We start from the raw sequence: 19012 nt of genomic DNA, 5'->3' as shown, positions 1-19012 counted from the left end.
TAAAAACAATTTATTTAATTGTATAATAGGTAAGGTTTCATAGGGAGGATGGAGATCCCTTTTCATTGTTTTTAGGGCAATGATCATGTTATGTTTTAATCATATATGTTTGCTGAGGTGAATGGAGAATGAAACGTATAGGGGTATTGACGAGCGGCGGGGATTCCCCGGGAATGAATGCAGCAGTTCGCGCAGTTGTCAGAAAAGCGATTTATCATGACGTTGAAGTTTACGGCATTTATAACGGATACTCAGGATTGATCAGCGGAAAGATTGAAAAGCTAGAGCTCGGTTCTGTAGGTGATATTATTCATCGCGGTGGAACAAAGCTTTATACAGCAAGATGTCCTGAATTCAAAACGGTTGAAGGCCGTGAAAAAGGGATCGAAAACTTGAAGAAGCTGGGTATCGAAGGGCTTGTCGTTATCGGCGGAGACGGCTCATACATGGGTGCGAAGAAATTAACGGAGCACGGGTTTCCATGTGTAGGTGTACCGGGTACAATTGATAATGACATTCCGGGTACTGATTTTACAATCGGTTTCGACACAGCTTTAAATACAGTAATTGACGCAATTGATAAGATTCGTGATACAGCGACTTCTCATGAACGTACATATGTGATCGAAGTGATGGGCCGCCACGCCGGCGATATTGCATTATGGGCCGGACTTGCAGGCGGTGCGGAATCAATCTTGATCCCTGAGGCTGATTACGACATGCACGAAATCATTGCCCGGCTAAAACGCGGTCATGAGCGCGGGAAGAAACACAGTATTATTATCGTTGCCGAAGGAGTAGGCAGCGGTGTTGAATTCGGGAAACGCATTGAAGAAGAAACAAATCTTGAAACTAGGGTATCTGTATTAGGCCATATCCAGCGCGGCGGTTCCCCAAGTGCTGCTGACCGTGTTCTGGCAAGCCGACTTGGCGCGTATGCGGTTGAACTGCTGCTTGAAGGAAAAGGCGGACGCTGTGTAGGTATACAAAACAATAAGCTTGTAGACCATGATATTATAGAAATACTGGATCAAAAACACACAGTTGAGCAAAACATGTATCAGCTTTCAAAAGAACTGTCTATTTAAGAATGCAGCAGAAGGCTGAAGATTTCAGAAGGAAGTGAACGAATTGAGAAAAACAAAAATTGTTTGTACCATCGGTCCGGCAAGTGAAAGTATTGAAATGCTTACGAAATTAATGGAGTCAGGAATGAATGTGGCTCGTTTAAATTTTTCTCACGGAGATTTTGAGGAGCACGGAGCACGTATTAAAAATATCCGCGAAGCGAGCAAAAAGCTCGGCAAAAACGTCGGAATCCTGCTTGATACAAAAGGCCCTGAAATCCGTACACATACTATGGAAAACGGTGCTATTGAGCTTGAAACAGGCAAAGAGCTTATCGTTTCAATGGACGAGGTAGTTGGAACAACTGATAAGATTTCAGTAACATATGAAGGTTTAGTAGAGGACGTTGAAAAAGGCTCAACGATTCTTTTAGATGACGGGCTTATCGGTCTTGAAGTCCTTGAAGTGAATGCCGCTAAACGCGAAATCAAAACAAAAGTACTAAACAACGGAACACTGAAAAACAAAAAAGGCGTTAACGTGCCGGGTGTCAGCGTCAACCTTCCTGGTATTACTGAGAAAGACGCGAGAGATATCGTTTTCGGTATTGAGCAAGGGGTAGATTTCATCGCTGCGTCTTTTGTACGCCGTTCAACTGACGTGCTTGAAATCCGTGAACTTCTTGAGGAGCATAATGCTCAGGATATTCAAATTATCCCTAAAATTGAAAACCAAGAAGGCGTAGACAACATTGATTCTATTCTCGAAGTGTCTGACGGCTTAATGGTTGCGCGCGGAGACTTAGGTGTGGAAATCCCGGCTGAAGAAGTGCCGCTCGTGCAAAAAGACCTGATTAAAAAATGCAACGCACTGGGCAAACCGGTTATTACAGCGACACAAATGCTTGACAGCATGCAGCGCAACCCGCGTCCGACTCGTGCGGAAGCGAGTGACGTCGCAAACGCAATTTTCGACGGCACAGATGCGATCATGCTTTCTGGTGAAACAGCTGCCGGAAACTACCCGGTTGAAGCGGTTCAAACGATGCACAACATCGCATCCCGTTCTGAAGAGGCGCTGAATTACAAAGAGATTCTTTCAAAGCGCAGAGACCAGGTAGGCATGACGATTACTGATGCAATCGGCCAATCTGTTGCACATACAGCCATTAACTTGAATGCTACTGCGATTGTGACGCCGACTGAAAGCGGCCATACAGCGCGTATGATTGCAAAATACCGCCCGCAGGCACCGATTGTCGCTGTGACTGTAAATGATTCTGTTTCCAGAAAACTCGCTCTTGTATCCGGCGTTTTCGCAGAAAGCGGTCAAAATGCAAGCTCAACTGATGAGATGCTGGAAGACGCTGTGCAAAAATCATTACACAGCGGAATTGTAAAAAATGGTGACCTGATCGTCATTACAGCAGGCACTGTCGGTGAGTCAGGAACAACGAATTTGATGAAAGTTCATACTGTCGGCAATATCATTGCTAAAGGCCAAGGTATCGGCCGCAAATCAGCTTACGGTCCGGTTGTCATTGCGCAAAACGCGAAAGAAGCCGAACAAAAAATGACTGACGGCGCGGTTTTGGTTACTACTAGCACTGACCGTGACATGATCGCGTCTCTTGAAAAAGCGTCTGCTCTTATTACAGAAGAGGGCGGCTTGACAAGCCATGCTGCAGTAGTCGGATTAAGCCTCGGCATTCCGGTTATTGTTGGTTTGGAAAATGCGACATCCATTTTGACAGAAGGCCAGGATATTACGGTTGACGCTTCTAGAGGGGCAGTCTACCAAGGCCGTGCAAGTGTACTTTAATCACATCTGAAAATGGGAAGGGAGCGTATTCCCTTCCTTTTCTCTATTTGTCACTATTTTTGAACGAAGGCGTTTTACACATGTGGGGGGCTGGAGATGAGGTTTTTATTTTTGCTTTTTATTGTGTTTCCGGCAATTGAAATCGGCATATTTCTATTTTCGGGCAAGCTGATCGGCATTCTTCCGACGGTCCTTTTGATGATTCTGACCGGAATCATTGGGGCAGCAGCTGCCAAAAAACAAGGAACTGAAGTTTACTTCAAGGTTCAGCGTGACCTTCAATACGGAAAGATGCCTGGTGAAGCGATTGCTGACGGCCTGTGCATCTTTATTGGCGGCCTTTTGCTGATGCTGCCAGGCTTTTTATCAGACCTGGCCGGCGCATGCCTGCTTATCCCGTTCACCCGCAGCTGGTGTAAGCCGATCCTGTTCAAATGGCTGAGAGGTATGTCGAAGAACAAGCGGATCATTATAAAATAAAAACGGCAGCCTGCATTATGGGCTGCTGTTTTATTTTTGCTGGACAGTGATGTAGGACCATATTTCCTTTAAGGCACCTGTTGTAATAAAAGCCTGGATGACGACGAGAACGGCAGGACCGGCAATCAGTCCTAAAAAGCCGAACAATTTAAAGCCGGCAAAGAGGGCAATGAGTGTTGCCAGCGGATCGATTCCGATTGATTTACTTAATATTTTCGGCTCTGTCAGCTGCCGCTGAACGAGTACGACAAGGTACAGCACACCAATTCCAATTGCTTGAGGAAGCTGGCCTGTAATCGATAAATACAAAATCCACGGCACGAAGACGGATCCTGCTCCTAAATAAGGGAGAAGGTCGACTAGCCCGATTAAAAAAGCAATCGTTGCTGCATGCTCAACCTTTAAGAGAGAAAGACCGATGAATACAATGACCATCGTAAGGAATACAAGAACAGCCTGCGCTTTAATGAAACCGGTCATTGCTTTTTTTAACTCGCTGCTGATCGCCTTTCCGTTTGCTGTTATTCGATCCGGCAGCACTGAAACGAGCATCGCTTTCAGCTTGTGCCAATCCTTTGTCATGAAAAATGTAGCAAGAAGTGAAAATATCAAAACAGCCGCGGTATTCGGAAGCAGCGCGAAAAACTTCGGGATCATTTCAAGAATGTGAGACAGCAGCAGTCCTGCGTTTTTGGCAGCGGAATCTCCAAGTGTCTGAATGTGAGTGACGATGGAAGCCTGCTGGTTGGTCTCCAATTCATGAAATAAAACGGTCAGTTCGTGATAGAGCGGCTGGATATGAGTGGTAAACAGTTTTTCACAATAAGAGATAAATGTGCTGATATGCGGGGGAAGGGTTTTTGCAAGATATGCAGTCCCTGTTACGATTTCTGCTATCACAATGGTCAGCACACCGAACGCCGCGAGCAGAAAAAAGGCAAGCACGCCGATGACATTTAAAGTTCGCGGGAATCCGGTCACCTTGTCCAAGTAGTCTACAACAGGGTGAATCGCTGTTGAAAGAATAAGGGCAATGAGGAACGGATATGTTAACGGAAACGAATAATAAACAGCGGCTGCTGATCCGGCTGTAAGCGACACGACAAAGAGGGTTCGGAAAAAAATAGTGATATAGGATTGATTCACAAAAACGCTCCTCCTCTCGTCAGCATGTCCTATTGTTATGTTTATTCACGGTACGGCTGTATATGAATACATTCATCTTAAAGGAGGGATGACGCGTGTTTACACAAGCGAATTTATTTTTAATATTACTCTTGGCTATTGCACTTATCGCAAAAAATCAATCGCTGCTTTTTGCTGTATCCGTCCTTTTGATCATTAAAATCGTGGGACTTGACCAAAAATTTTTCCCGACTATCCAGTCAAAAGGCATCAACTGGGGCGTGACCGTCATCACAATTGCTGTTCTTGTTCCAATCGCCACAGGAGAGATTGGATTTAAACAGCTTGGTGAGGCAATGCGTTCTTCTTACGCATGGATTGCATTGGGGGCGGGAATTGCCGTTGCGCTGATTGCCAAAAATGGCCTGACCCTGTTGGAAAACGATCCTCACATCACCACTGCTCTTGTCATCGGTACCATTCTCGCTGTCGCGCTTTTCGGCGGAGTCGCAGTGGGTCCGCTGATCGGAGCGGGGATTGCTTATATTGCGATGCAGCTCGTAAAACTGTTCACTTCATGAAAAAAGCGGCTTGCTGCCGCTTTTTTTTAATGCCAAAAAACCGCAAATAAAGGCGTTTTTTCGGGAAAATCATAGAATGAAAAAAAAAATTATAGGTAAACATTTAACAAATGTCTGATTATTGTTTATAATAGGAATAGGCACAAACTTAAAAAAGCTTATAAGAATTTGTTATGTTCTTTCATAAGCAAAGGGTTTCAGCACCAGCAGGCAGTAAAATGTAAGCATTTTCTTTTGGGGGGAGAAATACTTACAACATGCTTTTTAAGTTAGCCTCATGTTTTTACAACACTCTTAAAGGGGAAATTTATTGAAAAGGAGATGTTATATATGACAGCGACACGCGGTCTTGAAGGGGTTGTAGCAACAACATCATCTGTTAGTTCGATTATTGATGATACCCTTACATATGTGGGGTATGATATCGATGATTTGACAGAGAATGCGAGCTTTGAAGAAATCATTTACTTGCTTTGGCACTTAAGGCTGCCAAACAAAAAAGAGCTTGATGAGTTAAAACAGCAGTTAGCAAAAGAAGCTGCCGTTCCGCAAGAAATTATTGAGCACTTCAAATCTTATTCCCTCGAAAATGTTCATCCCATGGCTGCTCTTCGGACAGCGATTTCTTTACTAGGCCTGCTTGACAGCGAGGCTGATACCATGAACCCGGAAGCCAACTACAGAAAGGCGATCCGCCTTCAGGCAAAGGTGCCTGGTCTGGTTGCAGCGTTTTCCAGAATCCGCAAGGGTCTTGAACCCGTTGAGCCAAGAGAAGACTACGGCATTGCCGAGAATTTTCTCTACACATTAAATGGAGAAGAGCCTTCGCCGATTGAGGTTGAAGCCTTCAATAAAGCACTGATTTTACATGCCGATCACGAGCTGAACGCGTCAACGTTTACAGCAAGGGTCTGTGTGGCAACACTTTCGGATATCTACTCAGGAATCACTGCAGCGATCGGCGCACTGAAGGGCCCGCTTCACGGCGGTGCAAACGAAGGCGTCATGAAAATGCTGACAGAGATCGGCGAAGTGGAGAATGTCGAGCCTTTCGTTCGCGCCAAGATGGAAAAGAAAGAAAAAATAATGGGATTCGGCCATCGCGTTTATAAGCATGGCGATCCGCGCGCTAAACATTTAAAAGAAATGAGCAAACGTCTGACCAACCTGACCGGCGAAAGCAAATGGTATGACATGTCGATTCGCATCGAAGAAATCGTGACATCAGAAAAAAAGCTTCCGCCTAACGTTGATTTCTATTCCGCTTCTGTTTATCACAGCCTCGGAATAGACCATGACCTGTTCACACCGATTTTTGCTGTAAGCAGAATGTCCGGCTGGCTCGCTCATATCCTTGAGCAGTATGACAATAACCGCCTGATCCGCCCGCGTGCAGATTACACAGGCCCTGACAAACAAACTTTTGTTCCGATTGAAGAAAGAGCCTAAAGAACCATGGGAGGCTGGCTTATGTTAATGAAGTTAGCCTCTTGTTCAGAACATCAAAGATGGTTTACACTTTAGAATGTTAAGAAAAATCATTTTGTTTTCTATATAAGAAAAATAAAATGTTTTCTAAATATGAATTACATACTGGGAGGTTTTTATTGTGGCACAAGGTGAAAAAATTACAGTCTCTAACGGAGTATTAAACGTACCAAACAACCCGATTATCCCTTTTATTGAAGGAGACGGAACCGGTCCTGATATTTGGAATGCGGCTTCAAAAGTTTTGGAAGCCGCAGTAGAAAAAGCATATAAAGGTGAAAAGAAAATTACGTGGAAAGAAGTTTATGCCGGAGAAAAGGCTTATAATAAAACAGGTGAGTGGCTTCCTGCTGAAACATTAGATGTCATCCGCGAATATTTCATCGCGATTAAAGGCCCGTTAACGACACCTGTCGGCGGCGGTATTCGTTCTTTGAACGTAGCGCTCAGACAAGAGCTTGACCTATTCGTTTGCTTGAGACCGGTAAGATATTTTACTGGAGTGCCGTCACCGGTAAAACGCCCTGAGGATACTGACATGGTCATCTTCCGTGAAAATACAGAAGATATTTACGCAGGCATCGAGTACGCAAAAGGCTCTGAAGAAGTGCAAAAGCTTATCAGCTTCCTGCAAAATGAATTGAATGTCAACAAAATCCGTTTCCCTGAAACATCAGGTATCGGCATTAAGCCTGTTTCTGAAGAAGGAACAAGCCGTCTGGTCAGAGCGGCAATTGAATATGCGATTGAGCACGGCCGCAAGTCTGTAACGCTTGTACACAAAGGAAACATCATGAAGTTCACGGAAGGCGCCTTCAAAAACTGGGGCTATGAGCTTGCAGAGAGAGAATACGGCGAAAAAGTCTTCACATGGGCTGAATATGACCGCATTGCTGAAAAAGACGGAAAAGACGCCGCTAATAAAGCGCAAAGCGAAGCAGAAGCAGCAGGCAAAATCATTATCAAAGACAGCATTGCTGATATTTTCCTTCAGCAGATTCTGACACGTCCAAGCGAATTTGATGTTGTTGCAACAATGAACCTTAACGGAGACTATATTTCTGACGCTCTTGCGGCGCAAGTAGGCGGAATCGGTATTGCTCCTGGGGCGAACATCAACTACGAAACAGGACATGCGATTTTCGAGGCGACACACGGAACGGCTCCTAAATACGCCGGACTTGATAAAGTAAACCCATCTTCAGTTATTCTTTCAGGTGTGCTGCTGCTTGAGCATTTAGGATGGAATGAAGCGGCTGATTTAATCATTAAATCTATGGAAAAAACAATCGCTTCAAAAGTTGTAACTTACGATTTTGCCAGATTAATGGACGGCGCGACTGAAGTTAAATGTTCAGAGTTCGGAGAAGAACTGATTAAAAACATGGACTAAGCAAGGAAACAGCCTAAAATTAGCCATAAAGGAGAAGAGAGACATGGGAAATACTCGTAAAAAAGTTTCTGTTATCGGAGCAGGTTTTACCGGAGCGACAACAGCTTTCTTAACCGCTCAAAAAGAGCTGGCGGACGTTGTTCTCGTTGATATCCCGCAATTGGAGAACCCTACGAAAGGAAAAGCCCTTGATATGCTGGAAGCCAGCCCGGTTCAAGGCTTTGACGCGAAAATTACGGGTACATCTAATTATGAGGATACGGCTGGTTCTGACATTGTTGTCATTACAGCCGGTATTGCAAGAAAACCTGGTATGAGCAGGGATGATCTAGTCTCTACAAACGAAAAAATTATGAGAAGCGTCACACGAGAAATCGTGAAATATTCTCCTGACTCTATCATTGTGGTTTTGACAAACCCTGTTGATGCAATGACATACGCAGTATATAAAGAATCTGGCTTCCCGAAAGAGCGCGTGATCGGCCAATCAGGTGTGCTTGATACGGCAAGATTCAGAACGTTTGTGGCGGAGGAATTAAACTTGTCAGTGAAAGATGTGACTGGTTTTGTTCTCGGCGGACACGGTGACGATATGGTGCCGCTTGTACGTTATTCTTATGCTGGCGGTATCCCGCTTGAAACCCTCATTCCAAAAGACCGGATTGACGCGATTGTGGAGCGCACAAGAAAAGGCGGCGGCGAGATCGTGAATCTCTTAGGAAACGGAAGCGCGTATTATGCGCCTGCGGCTTCACTGACAGAAATGATCGAAGCAATCTTAAAAGATCAGCGCCGCGTCCTTCCTACAATTGCTTATCTTGAAGGAGAATACGGCTATGAAGGCGTCTACCTTGGTGTTCCTACAATTGTCGGCGGAAACGGGCTTGAACAAATCATTGAGCTTGAATTGACAGAATACGAGAAAGAACAGCTGAATAAATCAGTTGAATCTGTCAAAAATGTGATGAAAGTATTATCCTAAAATAAAAAGAGAAAGGCTGGTTTAATCGAAGCCTTTCTCTTTTTGTTACAAAATGAAAGCGCTTCCTCATATTCCTCAGCTGCCTCTTGTATTTTTCTTTTAAAATGATGTAAAAGGCGAATTGTCGGAATGTCCGGCTTTCGTTAAAATAAAATCATGAAACATGGTAAGATGACATAAAATAGAGAAATAGGATGTCGGGGAATTAAGATACTGGAGGCACAGCATGAACAAGAAAATTTTAGTTGTGGATGATGAAGAATCTATCGTTACACTTTTGCAGTACAATTTGGAGCGATCAGGCTATGAGGTTATTACTGCTTCGGATGGAGAAGAAGCACTCAAAAGGGCGGAAACAGAAAATCCTGATTTAATTGTGCTTGATGTGATGCTTCCAAAGCTGGATGGAATTGAAGTATGCAAGCAGCTGAGACAGCAAAAACTCATGTTTCCTATTTTGATGCTGACAGCGAAGGATGAAGAATTTGACAAAGTATTAGGGCTTGAGCTTGGTGCTGATGATTATATGACCAAGCCGTTCAGCCCTCGAGAAGTCAATGCAAGAGTAAAAGCTATTTTAAGGCGTTCTGAAATGGCTGCGCCCTCTAATGATATGAAAAACGAGGAAACAGAAGGACAAATTGTTATCGGCGATTTGAAGATTCTGCCCGATCATTATGAAGCTTATTTTAAAGAAAATCAGCTTGAGCTGACACCGAAAGAATTTGAGCTGCTTTTGTATTTAGGCAGACATAAAGGCAGAGTGCTGACGAGAGATTTGCTTTTAAGTGCTGTCTGGAACTACGATTTTGCCGGAGATACGAGAATTGTTGATGTGCATATCAGTCATCTTCGAGACAAAATTGAAACGAATACAAAAAAACCGATCTATATTAAAACCATTAGGGGATTGGGGTATAAATTGGAGGAGCCAAAAATGAATGATTAAATATCGTGTGCGCCTTTTTTCTGTGCTTGTTGTCTGTATGATTGTGGTGTTTAGTGTACTCGGGCTGTTTTTACAGCAGCTCTTTGAATCTTCTGATCAAAAAAAATCGGAGGAACACATTGAAAAGGAAGCCAAATACATGGCTTCGCTGCTTGATGCCGGCAATCTGAATGACCAGGCAAATGAGAAAGTCATTAAAGATGCAGGAAGTGCGCTTGATGTAGAAGCGTCCGTGATCGATACAGAAGGAAAGGTGCTGTACGGGTCTGACGGCAGCGCGGCGGATTCTTCACAGATTCAGGCGCTTGTCTCCGGTCATGAGGGAGTTCTCGCGAAAGAGGAGAACATGCTTTACTATGGGCTTTCGCTTAGGAGCAAAGGCGAAAAAACAGGGTATGTGCTGCTTACTTCCCGTGAAGAAAGCTCGGGTCTGAATGGCGAGATGTGGGGCATGCTGACAGCCAGTCTTTGTACCGCTTTTATTATTATTGTTTTCTTTTATTCTAATATGACCTCTCGCTACAAAAGATCTATTGAAGCAGCCACAAACATGGCAACAGAGCTGTCCAAGGGGAATTACGATGCCCGTACATACGGCGGTTATATCAGACGTTCTGACAAGCTTGGCCGGGCCATGAACAGCCTTGCCGTTGATCTGATGGAAATGACGAGGACGCAGGAAATGCAGCGCGACCGCCTGCTGACTGTCATTGAAAACATCGGCTCCGGGCTGATTATGATTGATGGAAGAGGTTTTATCAATCTCGTCAACAGGTCTTACGCGAAGCAGTTTCATGTCAATCCGAATCAGATGCTGCGCCGTCTTTATCATGATGCATTTGAACATGAAGAAGTGATCCAGCTTGTCGAAGAGATTTTTATGACTGAGACGAAGAAATGCAAGCTATTAAGACTTCCGATCAAAATTGAAAGGCGTTATTTTGAAGTGGACGGCGTTCCTATTATGGGGCCGGATGATGAATGGAAAGGGATTGTGCTCGTTTTTCATGACATGACAGAAACGAAAAAATTAGAGCAGATGAGAAAAGATTTTGTGGCCAATGTTTCCCACGAGCTGAAAACGCCGATTACATCGATCAAAGGGTTTACGGAAACGCTATTAGACGGGGCAATGGAGGATAAAGAGGCGCTTTCAGAATTTCTCTCGATTATTTTAAAGGAAAGCAAAAGGCTTCAGTCATTGGTGCAGGATTTGCTTGATCTTTCTAAGATTGAGCAGCAAAACTTTACGCTCAGCATCGAAACGTTCGATGCAGCGAAAATGCTGGCTGATATTGAAACGCTACTTAAGCATAAAGCGACGGAGAGAGGTATCTCTTTACAGCTGAACGTTCCGAAAGACCCTCTCTATGTAGCGGGCGACCCGCACCGGCTGAAACAGGTGTTTTTGAATCTCGTAAACAATGCATTAACCTATACACCGGAGAAGGGTTCGGTAGCTATCAATGTCAAACCGGGAGAAACAGAGATTCAAATCGAAGTTTCCGATACCGGGATTGGCATCCAGAAAGAAGAAATTCCCCGCATCTTTGAACGGTTTTACCGCGTTGATAAAGACAGAAGCAGAAACTCAGGCGGGACCGGTCTCGGTCTTGCGATTGTAAAGCATTTAATAGAGGCTCATGAAGGCAAAATCGATGTGACAAGCGAGCCGGGCAGAGGCACTGTGTTTACAGTGACGCTGAAGCGGGCTGCTGAAAAGCCTGTTTAATGTTTACAAAGCTTTAACAATATCTTCATGCACTGTTAAACCTATGCTGGTAGGATGTAGTAGAACCCCTTCATCCAAGGAGCCAATTTTGACGGCGGGAACCTTTTTGTGTTCCCGTCCTTTTTTGTGTGTTCTCATCGGTTCGCGTATTTTCCTTTCAAATTGAACTTTGTTAAAATAAGAGAAGCTAAAGACTATTATTATGAGATGAATGGAAGCTGCTGCTTCTTAGGAGGATATTGAATGACGGAACGAAAAAAATTAGTGCTTGTAGACGGAAACAGTCTGGCTTACCGGGCGTTTTTCGCATTGCCGCTGTTAAGCAATGATAAAGGAATTCATACAAATGCGGTTTACGGTTTTGCGATGATTTTGATGAAAATGCTTGAGGATGAAAAGCCGACGCATATGCTGGTTGCGTTTGATGCCGGGAAAACGACGTTTCGTCACGGCACATTTAAAGAGTATAAAGGCGGAAGACAGAAAACCCCGCCTGAGCTTTCAGAACAAATGCCGTTTATCCGCGAGCTGCTTGATGCCTATCAAATCAGCCGTTACGAACTGGAACAATACGAAGCTGACGACATTATCGGCACACTCGCCAAATCGGCTGAAAAAGACGGCTTTGAGGTAAAGGTTTTCTCGGGCGATAAGGATTTAACACAGCTTGCAACAGATCAGACGACGGTTGCCATTACGAGAAAAGGAATTACCGATGTTGAGTTTTACACACCAGAGCACGTCCAGGAGAAATACGGACTCACGCCCGACCAAATTATTGATATGAAGGGTTTAATGGGGGATTCTTCTGACAACATCCCGGGTGTGCCTGGTGTCGGGGAAAAAACCGCGATTAAGCTGTTAAAACAATTCCATTCTGTTGAAAAGCTGCTCGAATCAATTGATGAGGTAAGCGGAAAAAAACTCAAGGAAAAGCTGGAAGAATTTAAGGATCAGGCCTTGATGAGCAAGGAATTGGCGACGATTATGACCGATGCGCCGATTGATGTGTCCGTTTCGGGTCTGGAATATCAAGGCTTTAATCGTGAACAGGTCATTGCCATCTTTAAGGACCTTGGGTTCAATACGCTTCTTGAACGGCTCGGGGAAGACGGTGTAGAGGCGGAGCAGGATCAGTCGTTAGAAGAAATTGATGTCAAAACAGTCACCGACGTGACTAGCGATATATTGGTTTCTCCATCTGCATTTGTCGTTGAACAGATTGGTGATAATTATCATGAAGTGCCGATTCTCGGTTTTTCGATAGTAAACGAAACGGGAGCCTACTTTATTCCAAAAGACGCTGCTGTCGAGTCTGCTGTGTTTAAAGAATGGGTGGAAAATGACGATCAGAAAAAATGGGTCTTTGACAGCAAGCGGGCTGTCGTGGCTTTGCGCTGGCAGGGCATTGAGCTGAAAGGTGCGGAGTTTGATACGCTTCTTGCCGCTTATATCATTAATCCGGGCAATTCGTATGACGACGTTGCCAGTGTGGCTAAGGATTACGGCTTGCATATCGTTTCAAGCGATGAATCAGTTTACGGCAAGGGAGCAAAACGCGCAGTGCCGGCAGAAGGCGAACTGTCTGAGCATCTCGTCAGAAAGGCTTTAGCCATTCAAAGCCTCCGGGAAAAGCTCGTTCAGGAGCTGGAGAACAACGATCAGCTTGAATTGTTTGAGGAGCTGGAAATGCCGCTGGCGCTTATTCTCGGAGAAATGGAGTCAACAGGCGTAAAGGTTGATGTTGACCGCTTAAAACGAATGGGAGAAGAACTGAGCGCCAAGCTGAAGGAATATGAAGAAAAAATTCATGATATTGCGGGAGAGTCGTTTAATATCAATTCTCCTAAACAGCTCGGCGTCATCCTGTTTGAAAAGATCGGCCTGCCAGTTGTGAAGAAAACGAAAACAGGCTATTCAACGTCTGCTGATGTGCTTGAAAAGCTGGCTGACAAACATGATATTGTTGACTATATTTTGCAGTACAGACAAATCGGCAAGCTGCAATCGACATACATCGAAGGGCTTTTAAAGGTGACAAGAAAAGATACACACAAGGTGCATACGCGCTTTAACCAAGCCTTAACGCAAACAGGGCGCCTCAGCTCGACCGATCCGAACCTGCAAAACATACCGATCAGGCTTGAGGAAGGGCGCAAGATCCGCCAGGCCTTTGTTCCGTCTGAAAAAGACTGGCTCATTTTTGCGGCTGATTACTCGCAAATCGAGCTGCGGGTGCTTGCTCACATTTCAAAGGATGAAAATTTGATCGAAGCCTTTACAAACGACATGGATATTCATACAAAAACAGCAATGGATGTGTTCCATGTCGCTGAGGATGAAGTGACATCGGCGATGAGACGCCAGGCGAAAGCGGTCAACTTCGGAATCGTATACGGCATCAGTGATTACGGGCTTTCACAGAATCTCGGCATTACGCGGAAAGAAGCCGGGGCATTCATCGACCGATATTTGGAAAGCTTCCAGGGCGTCAAAGCGTATATGGAGGACTCGGTGCAGGACGCGAAGCAAAAAGGCTACGTAACCACGCTGCTGCATCGCCGCCGCTACATCCCTGAATTGACGAGCCGAAACTTTAATATCCGCAGCTTTGCGGAGCGGACGGCAATGAATACGCCGATTCAAGGAAGTGCCGCGGATATTATTAAAAAAGCCATGATTGAAATGGCAGCCAAGCTGAAAGAAAAGCAGCTGAAGACAAGATTGCTGCTGCAAGTACACGATGAATTGATTTTTGAAGCACCGAAGGAAGAAATTGAAATACTTGAAAAGCTTGTTCCAGAAGTGATGGAGCATGCGCTTGCATTAGATGTGCCGTTAAAAGTGGACTTTGCTTCAGGCCCATCCTGGTACGATGCGAAATAAACAGAGAAAAAGGAAGTGATGGATGTGCCGGAATTACCAGAGGTTGAAACCGTCCGGCGCACTCTGACCGGGCTTGTAAGAGGAAAAACAATCAAATCGGTAGAGATCAGATGGCCGAATATCATCAAACGGCCTGCCGAACCGGAGGAATTTGCGCGAAACTTAGCAGGAGAAACCATCCAGTCCATCGGAAGACGGGGAAAGTTTTTACTGTTTAACTTGGATCATTATGTCATGGTCTCCCACCTTCGTATGGAAGGAAAGTACGGGCTTCACCAAGAGGAGGAGCCGGACGATAAACACGTGCATGTCATATTTACGATGACGGACGGAACCCAGCTGCGTTACAGGGACGTTCGGAAATTCGGAACCATGCATTTATTTAAACCGGGAGAGGAAGCAGGAGAGCTGCCGCTTTCTCAGCTCGGACCCGAACCGGATGCAGAAGAATTTACGAGTGCGTATTTGAAAGCACGGCTCGCGAAAACAAACCGAGCTGTCAAAACCGCTCTTCTGGATCAGAAAACGGTCGTCGGACTTGGGAACATTTATGTGGACGAGGCTCTGTTCAGAGCGGGCGTCCATCCCGAGACAAAGGCAAACCAGCTATCAGATAAAAAAATCAAAAAACTTCATGCTGAAATTAAAAATACCCTTCAGGAAGCGATTGATGCCGGTGGAAGCACTGTCCGGTCGTATATCAATTCCCAAGGAGAAATCGGAATGTTTCAGCTGCAGCATTTTGTGTACGGGAAAAAAGATGAGCCCTGCAAAAATTGCGGCACCATGATTACCAAAATTGTCGTCGGAGGCAGAGGCACACATTTTTGCGCCAAGTGCCAGAAAAAATAGAGGAATGCTTCATCGTCCAAGCTGTCGGTGCATATATCAGTAACTCTGTAATAGAGGAAGTGCCGTTTTTCGGAAACACGGATTTTTCACTTTTCCATATACATGATTGTGATGAATCTCCGGGCATTTAACATCTGATACAAGAGCACCAACAGAAAGGAAGAAACGGATATGCAAATGGTTTCTATACTGCTGCTGGCGTTAGCTGTCAGCTTGGACAGTTTTTCAGTCGGATTTACGTATGGATTGCGAAAAATGAAGATACCGCTAAAAGCCATTATTGTCATTGCCTTCTGTTCCGGCACTGTTATGTTTATATCCATGCTGATCGGAAGCTTTCTCACAAAGTTTTTTCCCGTGTATGTGACTGAGAAGCTCGGCGGGCTAATATTGGTTGGAATCGGCATATGGGTTTTATATCAATTTTTCAGGCCGGCAAAAGACAAAGACTACTTATTGCATGAAAAAACGCTGCTTAATTTAGAGGTTCGGTCATTGGGCATTGTGATCCATATTTTGAGAAAACCAATGAGTGCGGATATCGACAAATCTGGTGTGATTAATGGGATTGAAGCGGTGTTATTGGGATTCGCCCTGTCGATTGATGCCTTCGGAGCAGGTATGGGAGCAGCCATTCTCGGTTTTTCTCCCATTGCGATGAGCATAACCGTCGCGATTATGAGTTCGCTGTTTGTGTCAGTCGGCATCAATGCCGGCCATATTCTGTCTAAATGGAGATGGATCGATAAAATGGCGTTTTTGCCGGGGCTTCTGCTAATCACGATCGGGCTCTGGAAATTGTAAAAAGGAGTGGATCTCTTGACCTTAGTCATTGGTTTAACGGGAGGAATAGCAAGCGGCAAAAGTACGGTTGCCAATATGCTGATAGATAAAGGAATCACTGTCATAGATGCGGATATCATTGCAAAACAAGCGGTAGAAAAAGGGATGCCGGCCTACCGGCAGATCATTGACGAATTTGGTGAAGACATTCTGCTCGAAAATGGTGATATAGACAGAAGAAAGCTTGGGGCGCTGGTCTTTACAAATGAACAGAAGCGTCTTGCTTTGAATTCAATTGTTCATCCTGCGGTCAGAGAGGAAATGCTCAAGCGGCGTAATGAGTCCATTGCAAATCAGGAGACATTTGTAGTATTAGATATCCCGCTTTTGTTCGAAAGCAAATTGGAGTCTTTAGTGGATAAAATTATTGTGGTCAGTGTGACAAAAGAGCTTCAGCTTGAACGTCTGACCAAGCGCAACCAATTAACGGAGGAAGAAGCGCTTAGCCGGATCCGCTCCCAAATTCCATTAGAGGAAAAAGTGTCAAGAGCGGATAACGTAATAGACAATAGCGGCACACTCGAAGAGACAAAACAGCAGCTTGAGGAAATTCTCAGCTGCTGGGCATAACAAAACACCGTTCATTATGAACGGTGTTTTTGTGATTAAAAATCAAAATTGTCCGGATCAGGACCGACGCGCAGATTTTCATTTAACGCATCAATTCGGTTCATGTCATCCTGTGATAATTCAAAATCAAATATGTTCGCGTTCGCTTTAATTCGATGTTCCTTTGTTGATTTAGGAATAGTGATGACACCGTGCTGTAAATCCCAGCGTAAAATGATTTGCGCGACGGATTTGTGATATGATTTTGCAATGTCTGTCAGTTCGGGATGATCAAGCAATTGTCCCTGCATTAAAGGTGACCATGCTTCCATTTGAATGCCTTGCTTCTCGCAATAAGCCATCAGCTCTTTTTGCGTGAGGCGCGGGTGGAATTCCACTTGGTTGATCATAGGCTTCATTTCAGCATCCTTCAGCAGATCCTCCAGGTGGTGGATTTGGAAATTGCTCACTCCGATCGCTTTGACACGGCCTTCTTTATACAGTGTTTCAAGTGCTCTCCAAGCTTCTTTATATTTGCCTTCCACAGGCCAGTGAATGAGGTATAGATCTAAATATTCCAAACCGAGTTTTGACAGGCTTGTTTCAAATGCCGCCAATGTTTCCTCATACCCTAAATCCGCATTCCACACTTTTGATGTGACAAATAGATCCTCTCTGGAGATGCCGGCTTCTTCAATTCCTTGCCGCAAGCCTTCCCCAACTCCCGCTTCATTTCCGTAGATTGCGGCAGTATCAATACTGCGGTAACCTTGAACAATGGCGGTTTTCACCGCATTGACGAGTTCTGATCCTTCTTCCACTTGGAATACACCGAGGCCGAACCACGGCATTTTCACCCCGTTATGAAGTGTTGCTGCTGCTTGTAAATGTGTTGTCATATTTGTTTCCTCCTTATTGAAATGTTAGGCTGCCTGCCGATCCTGTTTTTCCAGAAGACGGCTCCAGCCTGTTAAGATGACGGCTCCTGCTACCATTAAAGCTCCAATCCACGCGGTATGAATCAGTCCGATGGAATCGGTAATCACGCCTCCCAAAAAAGATCCTAGGGCAATTCCTGCGTTAAATGCTGCAATATTAATCGCGGATGCTACATCTACTGCGCTCGGTACAAAACGTTCAGCCAGCATGACGACATATACTTGCAGGCCGGGCACATTCATAAAGGCCAGCAAGCCCATAAAGAGAATCGTAATGAGGCCAGCAATTTTATAAGGAGCCGTAAATGTTAACGTAAACAGGACGAGCGCCTGTACGATAAACATATAAAACAGCGCGGCGATCGGATTTCGATTGGACAGTTTTCCGCCAATCATATTTCCGATAGCAATGGCAATTCCGTATACGAGCAGGATAATGGCTACAGTGCCGGCCTTAAAGCCCGTCACTTCCTGAAGCAGGGGAGACAGGTAAGTGAACACAACAAATGTTCCTCCGTATCCTAAAGCTGTTATGACAAATAAAAGCAGTAAACGGCCGTTTGTCACAAGCTTCAATTGATCCCGCATCGTTGTTTTCGTCCCTTTTCGTAAATTGGAAGGGACAAGAATGCCATTTGCAATGACAGCGATAATGCCGACGGCGATAATAACCATAAAGGCAAAACGCCAGCCGAGCTGCTGGCCGATAAACGTGCCGAAAGGAACTCCGGTTACTGTTGCGACGGTGAGTCCTGTAAACATAATGGAAATCGCACTCGCCCTTTTATTTTCAGGGACAAGATCAGCTGCGATCGTCGAGCCGATCGACATAAACACACCGTGTGAAAAAGCGGATATCACACGTGCTGCTAAAAGAATCCCGATGCTTGAGGCCGACGCGGCCATCGTATTCCCGGCGATAAAAATGATCATGATCCAAAGCAATAGCGTCTTTCGTGACATGCTTGAGGTTAATGACGTTAAAATAGGCGCGCCGAACGTAACACCCAGTGCGTATAGCGAAACGGTCAATCCCGCTGTTGTTACAGGAATGTGTAAATCATCAGATATTAACGGCAAAAGGCCGACGCTGATAAATTCGGTTGTCCCTATCGCGAATGCACTAATGGCGAGAGCCAGAAGTGCAGGAATGCTGCTTTTATTGGCTGAAGTCATTCAAGTTCCTCCTTTTCTGTTATGTGTTGTATGATTGAAATTCTGCCGAACAAGCTATATAAATAAAAGAGCAGATTCAATTCAGCCGGCAAATGTGATTATGAAAGATATCATCAAAAAAGAAAAGTACGTACTTTTAAGTGCTATAG

15 protein-coding genes and 1 pseudogene are annotated in these 19012 nt (G+C 44.7%); 13 read left to right on the top strand and 3 right to left on the bottom strand.

Annotated elements, in window-relative coordinates; all coding sequences use genetic code 11:
* The first annotated feature begins 128 nt into the window (after positions 1-128).
* From pfkA to NYE43_RS14850, 3 genes are all read left to right on the top strand, one after another.
* Positions 129-1088, top strand: a complete 960-nt coding sequence (pfkA, locus tag NYE43_RS14860; RefSeq protein WP_024122459.1) for a 6-phosphofructokinase — start codon at positions 129-131, stop codon at positions 1086-1088.
* 43 nt (positions 1089-1131) lie between these two features.
* A complete protein-coding gene (gene pyk, locus NYE43_RS14855) occupies positions 1132-2889 on the top strand; it encodes a pyruvate kinase (protein WP_024122458.1) in 1758 nt (585 codons plus the stop codon).
* Positions 2890-2985: 96 nt separating this feature from the next.
* Positions 2986-3369, top strand: a complete 384-nt coding sequence (locus tag NYE43_RS14850; RefSeq protein WP_024122457.1) for an FxsA family protein — start codon at positions 2986-2988, stop codon at positions 3367-3369.
* 30 nt (positions 3370-3399) lie between these two features.
* Here the strand turns inward: NYE43_RS14850 and ytvI are convergent, their stop codons facing one another.
* Positions 3400-4515 (bottom strand): sporulation integral membrane protein YtvI, encoded by a 1116-nt coding sequence (gene ytvI, locus NYE43_RS14845; protein ID WP_024122456.1) that lies wholly within the window; start codon positions 4513-4515, stop codon positions 3400-3402.
* 95 nt (positions 4516-4610) lie between these two features.
* Here ytvI and NYE43_RS14840 point away from each other — a divergent pair, with 95 nt between their 5' ends.
* From NYE43_RS14840 to coaE, 10 genes and pseudogenes are all read left to right on the top strand, one after another.
* A complete protein-coding gene (locus tag NYE43_RS14840) occupies positions 4611-5075 on the top strand; it encodes a DUF441 domain-containing protein (protein ID WP_010335274.1) in 465 nt (154 codons plus the stop codon).
* 330 nt (positions 5076-5405) lie between these two features.
* Complete coding sequence (gene citZ, locus NYE43_RS14835; protein WP_010335272.1) at positions 5406-6524, top strand: citrate synthase; 1119 nt, start codon at positions 5406-5408, stop codon at positions 6522-6524.
* A 160-nt stretch (positions 6525-6684) separates the two neighbouring features.
* Complete coding sequence (gene icd, locus NYE43_RS14830; RefSeq protein WP_024122455.1) at positions 6685-7956, top strand: NADP-dependent isocitrate dehydrogenase; 1272 nt, start codon at positions 6685-6687, stop codon at positions 7954-7956.
* A gap of 43 nt (positions 7957-7999) precedes the next feature.
* Complete coding sequence (mdh, locus tag NYE43_RS14825) at positions 8000-8938, top strand: malate dehydrogenase (RefSeq protein ID WP_103671700.1); 939 nt, start codon at positions 8000-8002, stop codon at positions 8936-8938.
* Positions 8939-9164: 226 nt separating this feature from the next.
* The gene (gene phoP, locus NYE43_RS14820; RefSeq protein WP_010335269.1) at positions 9165-9887 is read left to right on the top strand and encodes a two-component system response regulator PhoP; all 723 of its coding nucleotides are present in this window, start codon (positions 9165-9167) and stop codon (positions 9885-9887) included.
* Positions 9880-11619, top strand: a complete 1740-nt coding sequence (gene pnpS, locus NYE43_RS14815; protein WP_103671701.1) for a two-component system histidine kinase PnpS — start codon at positions 9880-9882, stop codon at positions 11617-11619. The genes phoP and pnpS overlap by 8 nt, the downstream gene beginning before the upstream one ends.
* A gap of 243 nt (positions 11620-11862) precedes the next feature.
* On the top strand, positions 11863-14505 hold the full coding sequence (polA, locus tag NYE43_RS14810) for a DNA polymerase I (RefSeq protein WP_101860139.1): 2643 nt from the start codon (positions 11863-11865) through the stop codon (positions 14503-14505).
* A 24-nt stretch (positions 14506-14529) separates the two neighbouring features.
* The gene (mutM, locus tag NYE43_RS14805; protein WP_024122451.1) at positions 14530-15357 is read left to right on the top strand and encodes a DNA-formamidopyrimidine glycosylase; all 828 of its coding nucleotides are present in this window, start codon (positions 14530-14532) and stop codon (positions 15355-15357) included.
* Positions 15358-15510: 153 nt separating this feature from the next.
* Positions 15511-16161, top strand: a pseudogene (gene ytaF, locus NYE43_RS14800) (sporulation membrane protein YtaF); the annotation flags it as partial.
* A gap of 15 nt (positions 16162-16176) precedes the next feature.
* A complete protein-coding gene (coaE, locus tag NYE43_RS14795) occupies positions 16177-16770 on the top strand; it encodes a dephospho-CoA kinase (RefSeq protein WP_101860140.1) in 594 nt (197 codons plus the stop codon).
* A gap of 35 nt (positions 16771-16805) precedes the next feature.
* On the opposite strand, the gene NYE43_RS14790 is transcribed toward coaE, so the two are convergent.
* Entirely contained in the window at positions 16806-17648 is an 843-nt protein-coding gene (locus NYE43_RS14790) for an aldo/keto reductase (RefSeq protein ID WP_095714232.1), read from the bottom strand.
* Positions 17649-17672: 24 nt separating this feature from the next.
* Positions 17673-18863, bottom strand: a complete 1191-nt coding sequence (locus tag NYE43_RS14785; RefSeq protein WP_044153909.1) for an MFS transporter — start codon at positions 18861-18863, stop codon at positions 17673-17675.
* Between the last annotated feature and the right edge of the window lie 149 nt (positions 18864-19012).

The organism is Bacillus sp. FSL R5-0434, assembly GCF_038004745.1.
GTDB classification, from domain to species: Bacteria; Bacillota; Bacilli; order Bacillales; family Bacillaceae; genus Bacillus; species Bacillus halotolerans.
This window is presented reverse-complemented; position numbering and strand designations above follow the sequence as displayed.

What these genes read in the sequence shown, in the direction of transcription:
- pfkA (WP_024122459.1), top strand. Translation starts at nt 129, where the DNA reads ATGAAACGTATAGGGGTATTGACGAGCGGCGGGGATTCCCCGGGAATG.
- NYE43_RS14850 (WP_024122457.1), top strand. Translation starts at nt 2,986, where the DNA reads ATGAGGTTTTTATTTTTGCTTTTTATTGTGTTTCCGGCAATTGAAATC.
- citZ (WP_010335272.1), top strand. Translation starts at nt 5,406, where the DNA reads ATGACAGCGACACGCGGTCTTGAAGGGGTTGTAGCAACAACATCATCT.
- mdh (WP_103671700.1), top strand. Translation starts at nt 8,000, where the DNA reads ATGGGAAATACTCGTAAAAAAGTTTCTGTTATCGGAGCAGGTTTTACC.
- phoP (WP_010335269.1), top strand. Translation starts at nt 9,165, where the DNA reads ATGAACAAGAAAATTTTAGTTGTGGATGATGAAGAATCTATCGTTACA.
- pnpS (WP_103671701.1), top strand. Translation starts at nt 9,880, where the DNA reads ATGATTAAATATCGTGTGCGCCTTTTTTCTGTGCTTGTTGTCTGTATG.
- polA (WP_101860139.1), top strand. Translation starts at nt 11,863, where the DNA reads ATGACGGAACGAAAAAAATTAGTGCTTGTAGACGGAAACAGTCTGGCT.
- NYE43_RS14790 (WP_095714232.1), bottom strand. Translation starts at nt 17,648, where the DNA reads ATGACAACACATTTACAAGCAGCAGCAACACTTCATAACGGGGTGAAA.
- NYE43_RS14785 (WP_044153909.1), bottom strand. Translation starts at nt 18,863, where the DNA reads ATGACTTCAGCCAATAAAAGCAGCATTCCTGCACTTCTGGCTCTCGCC.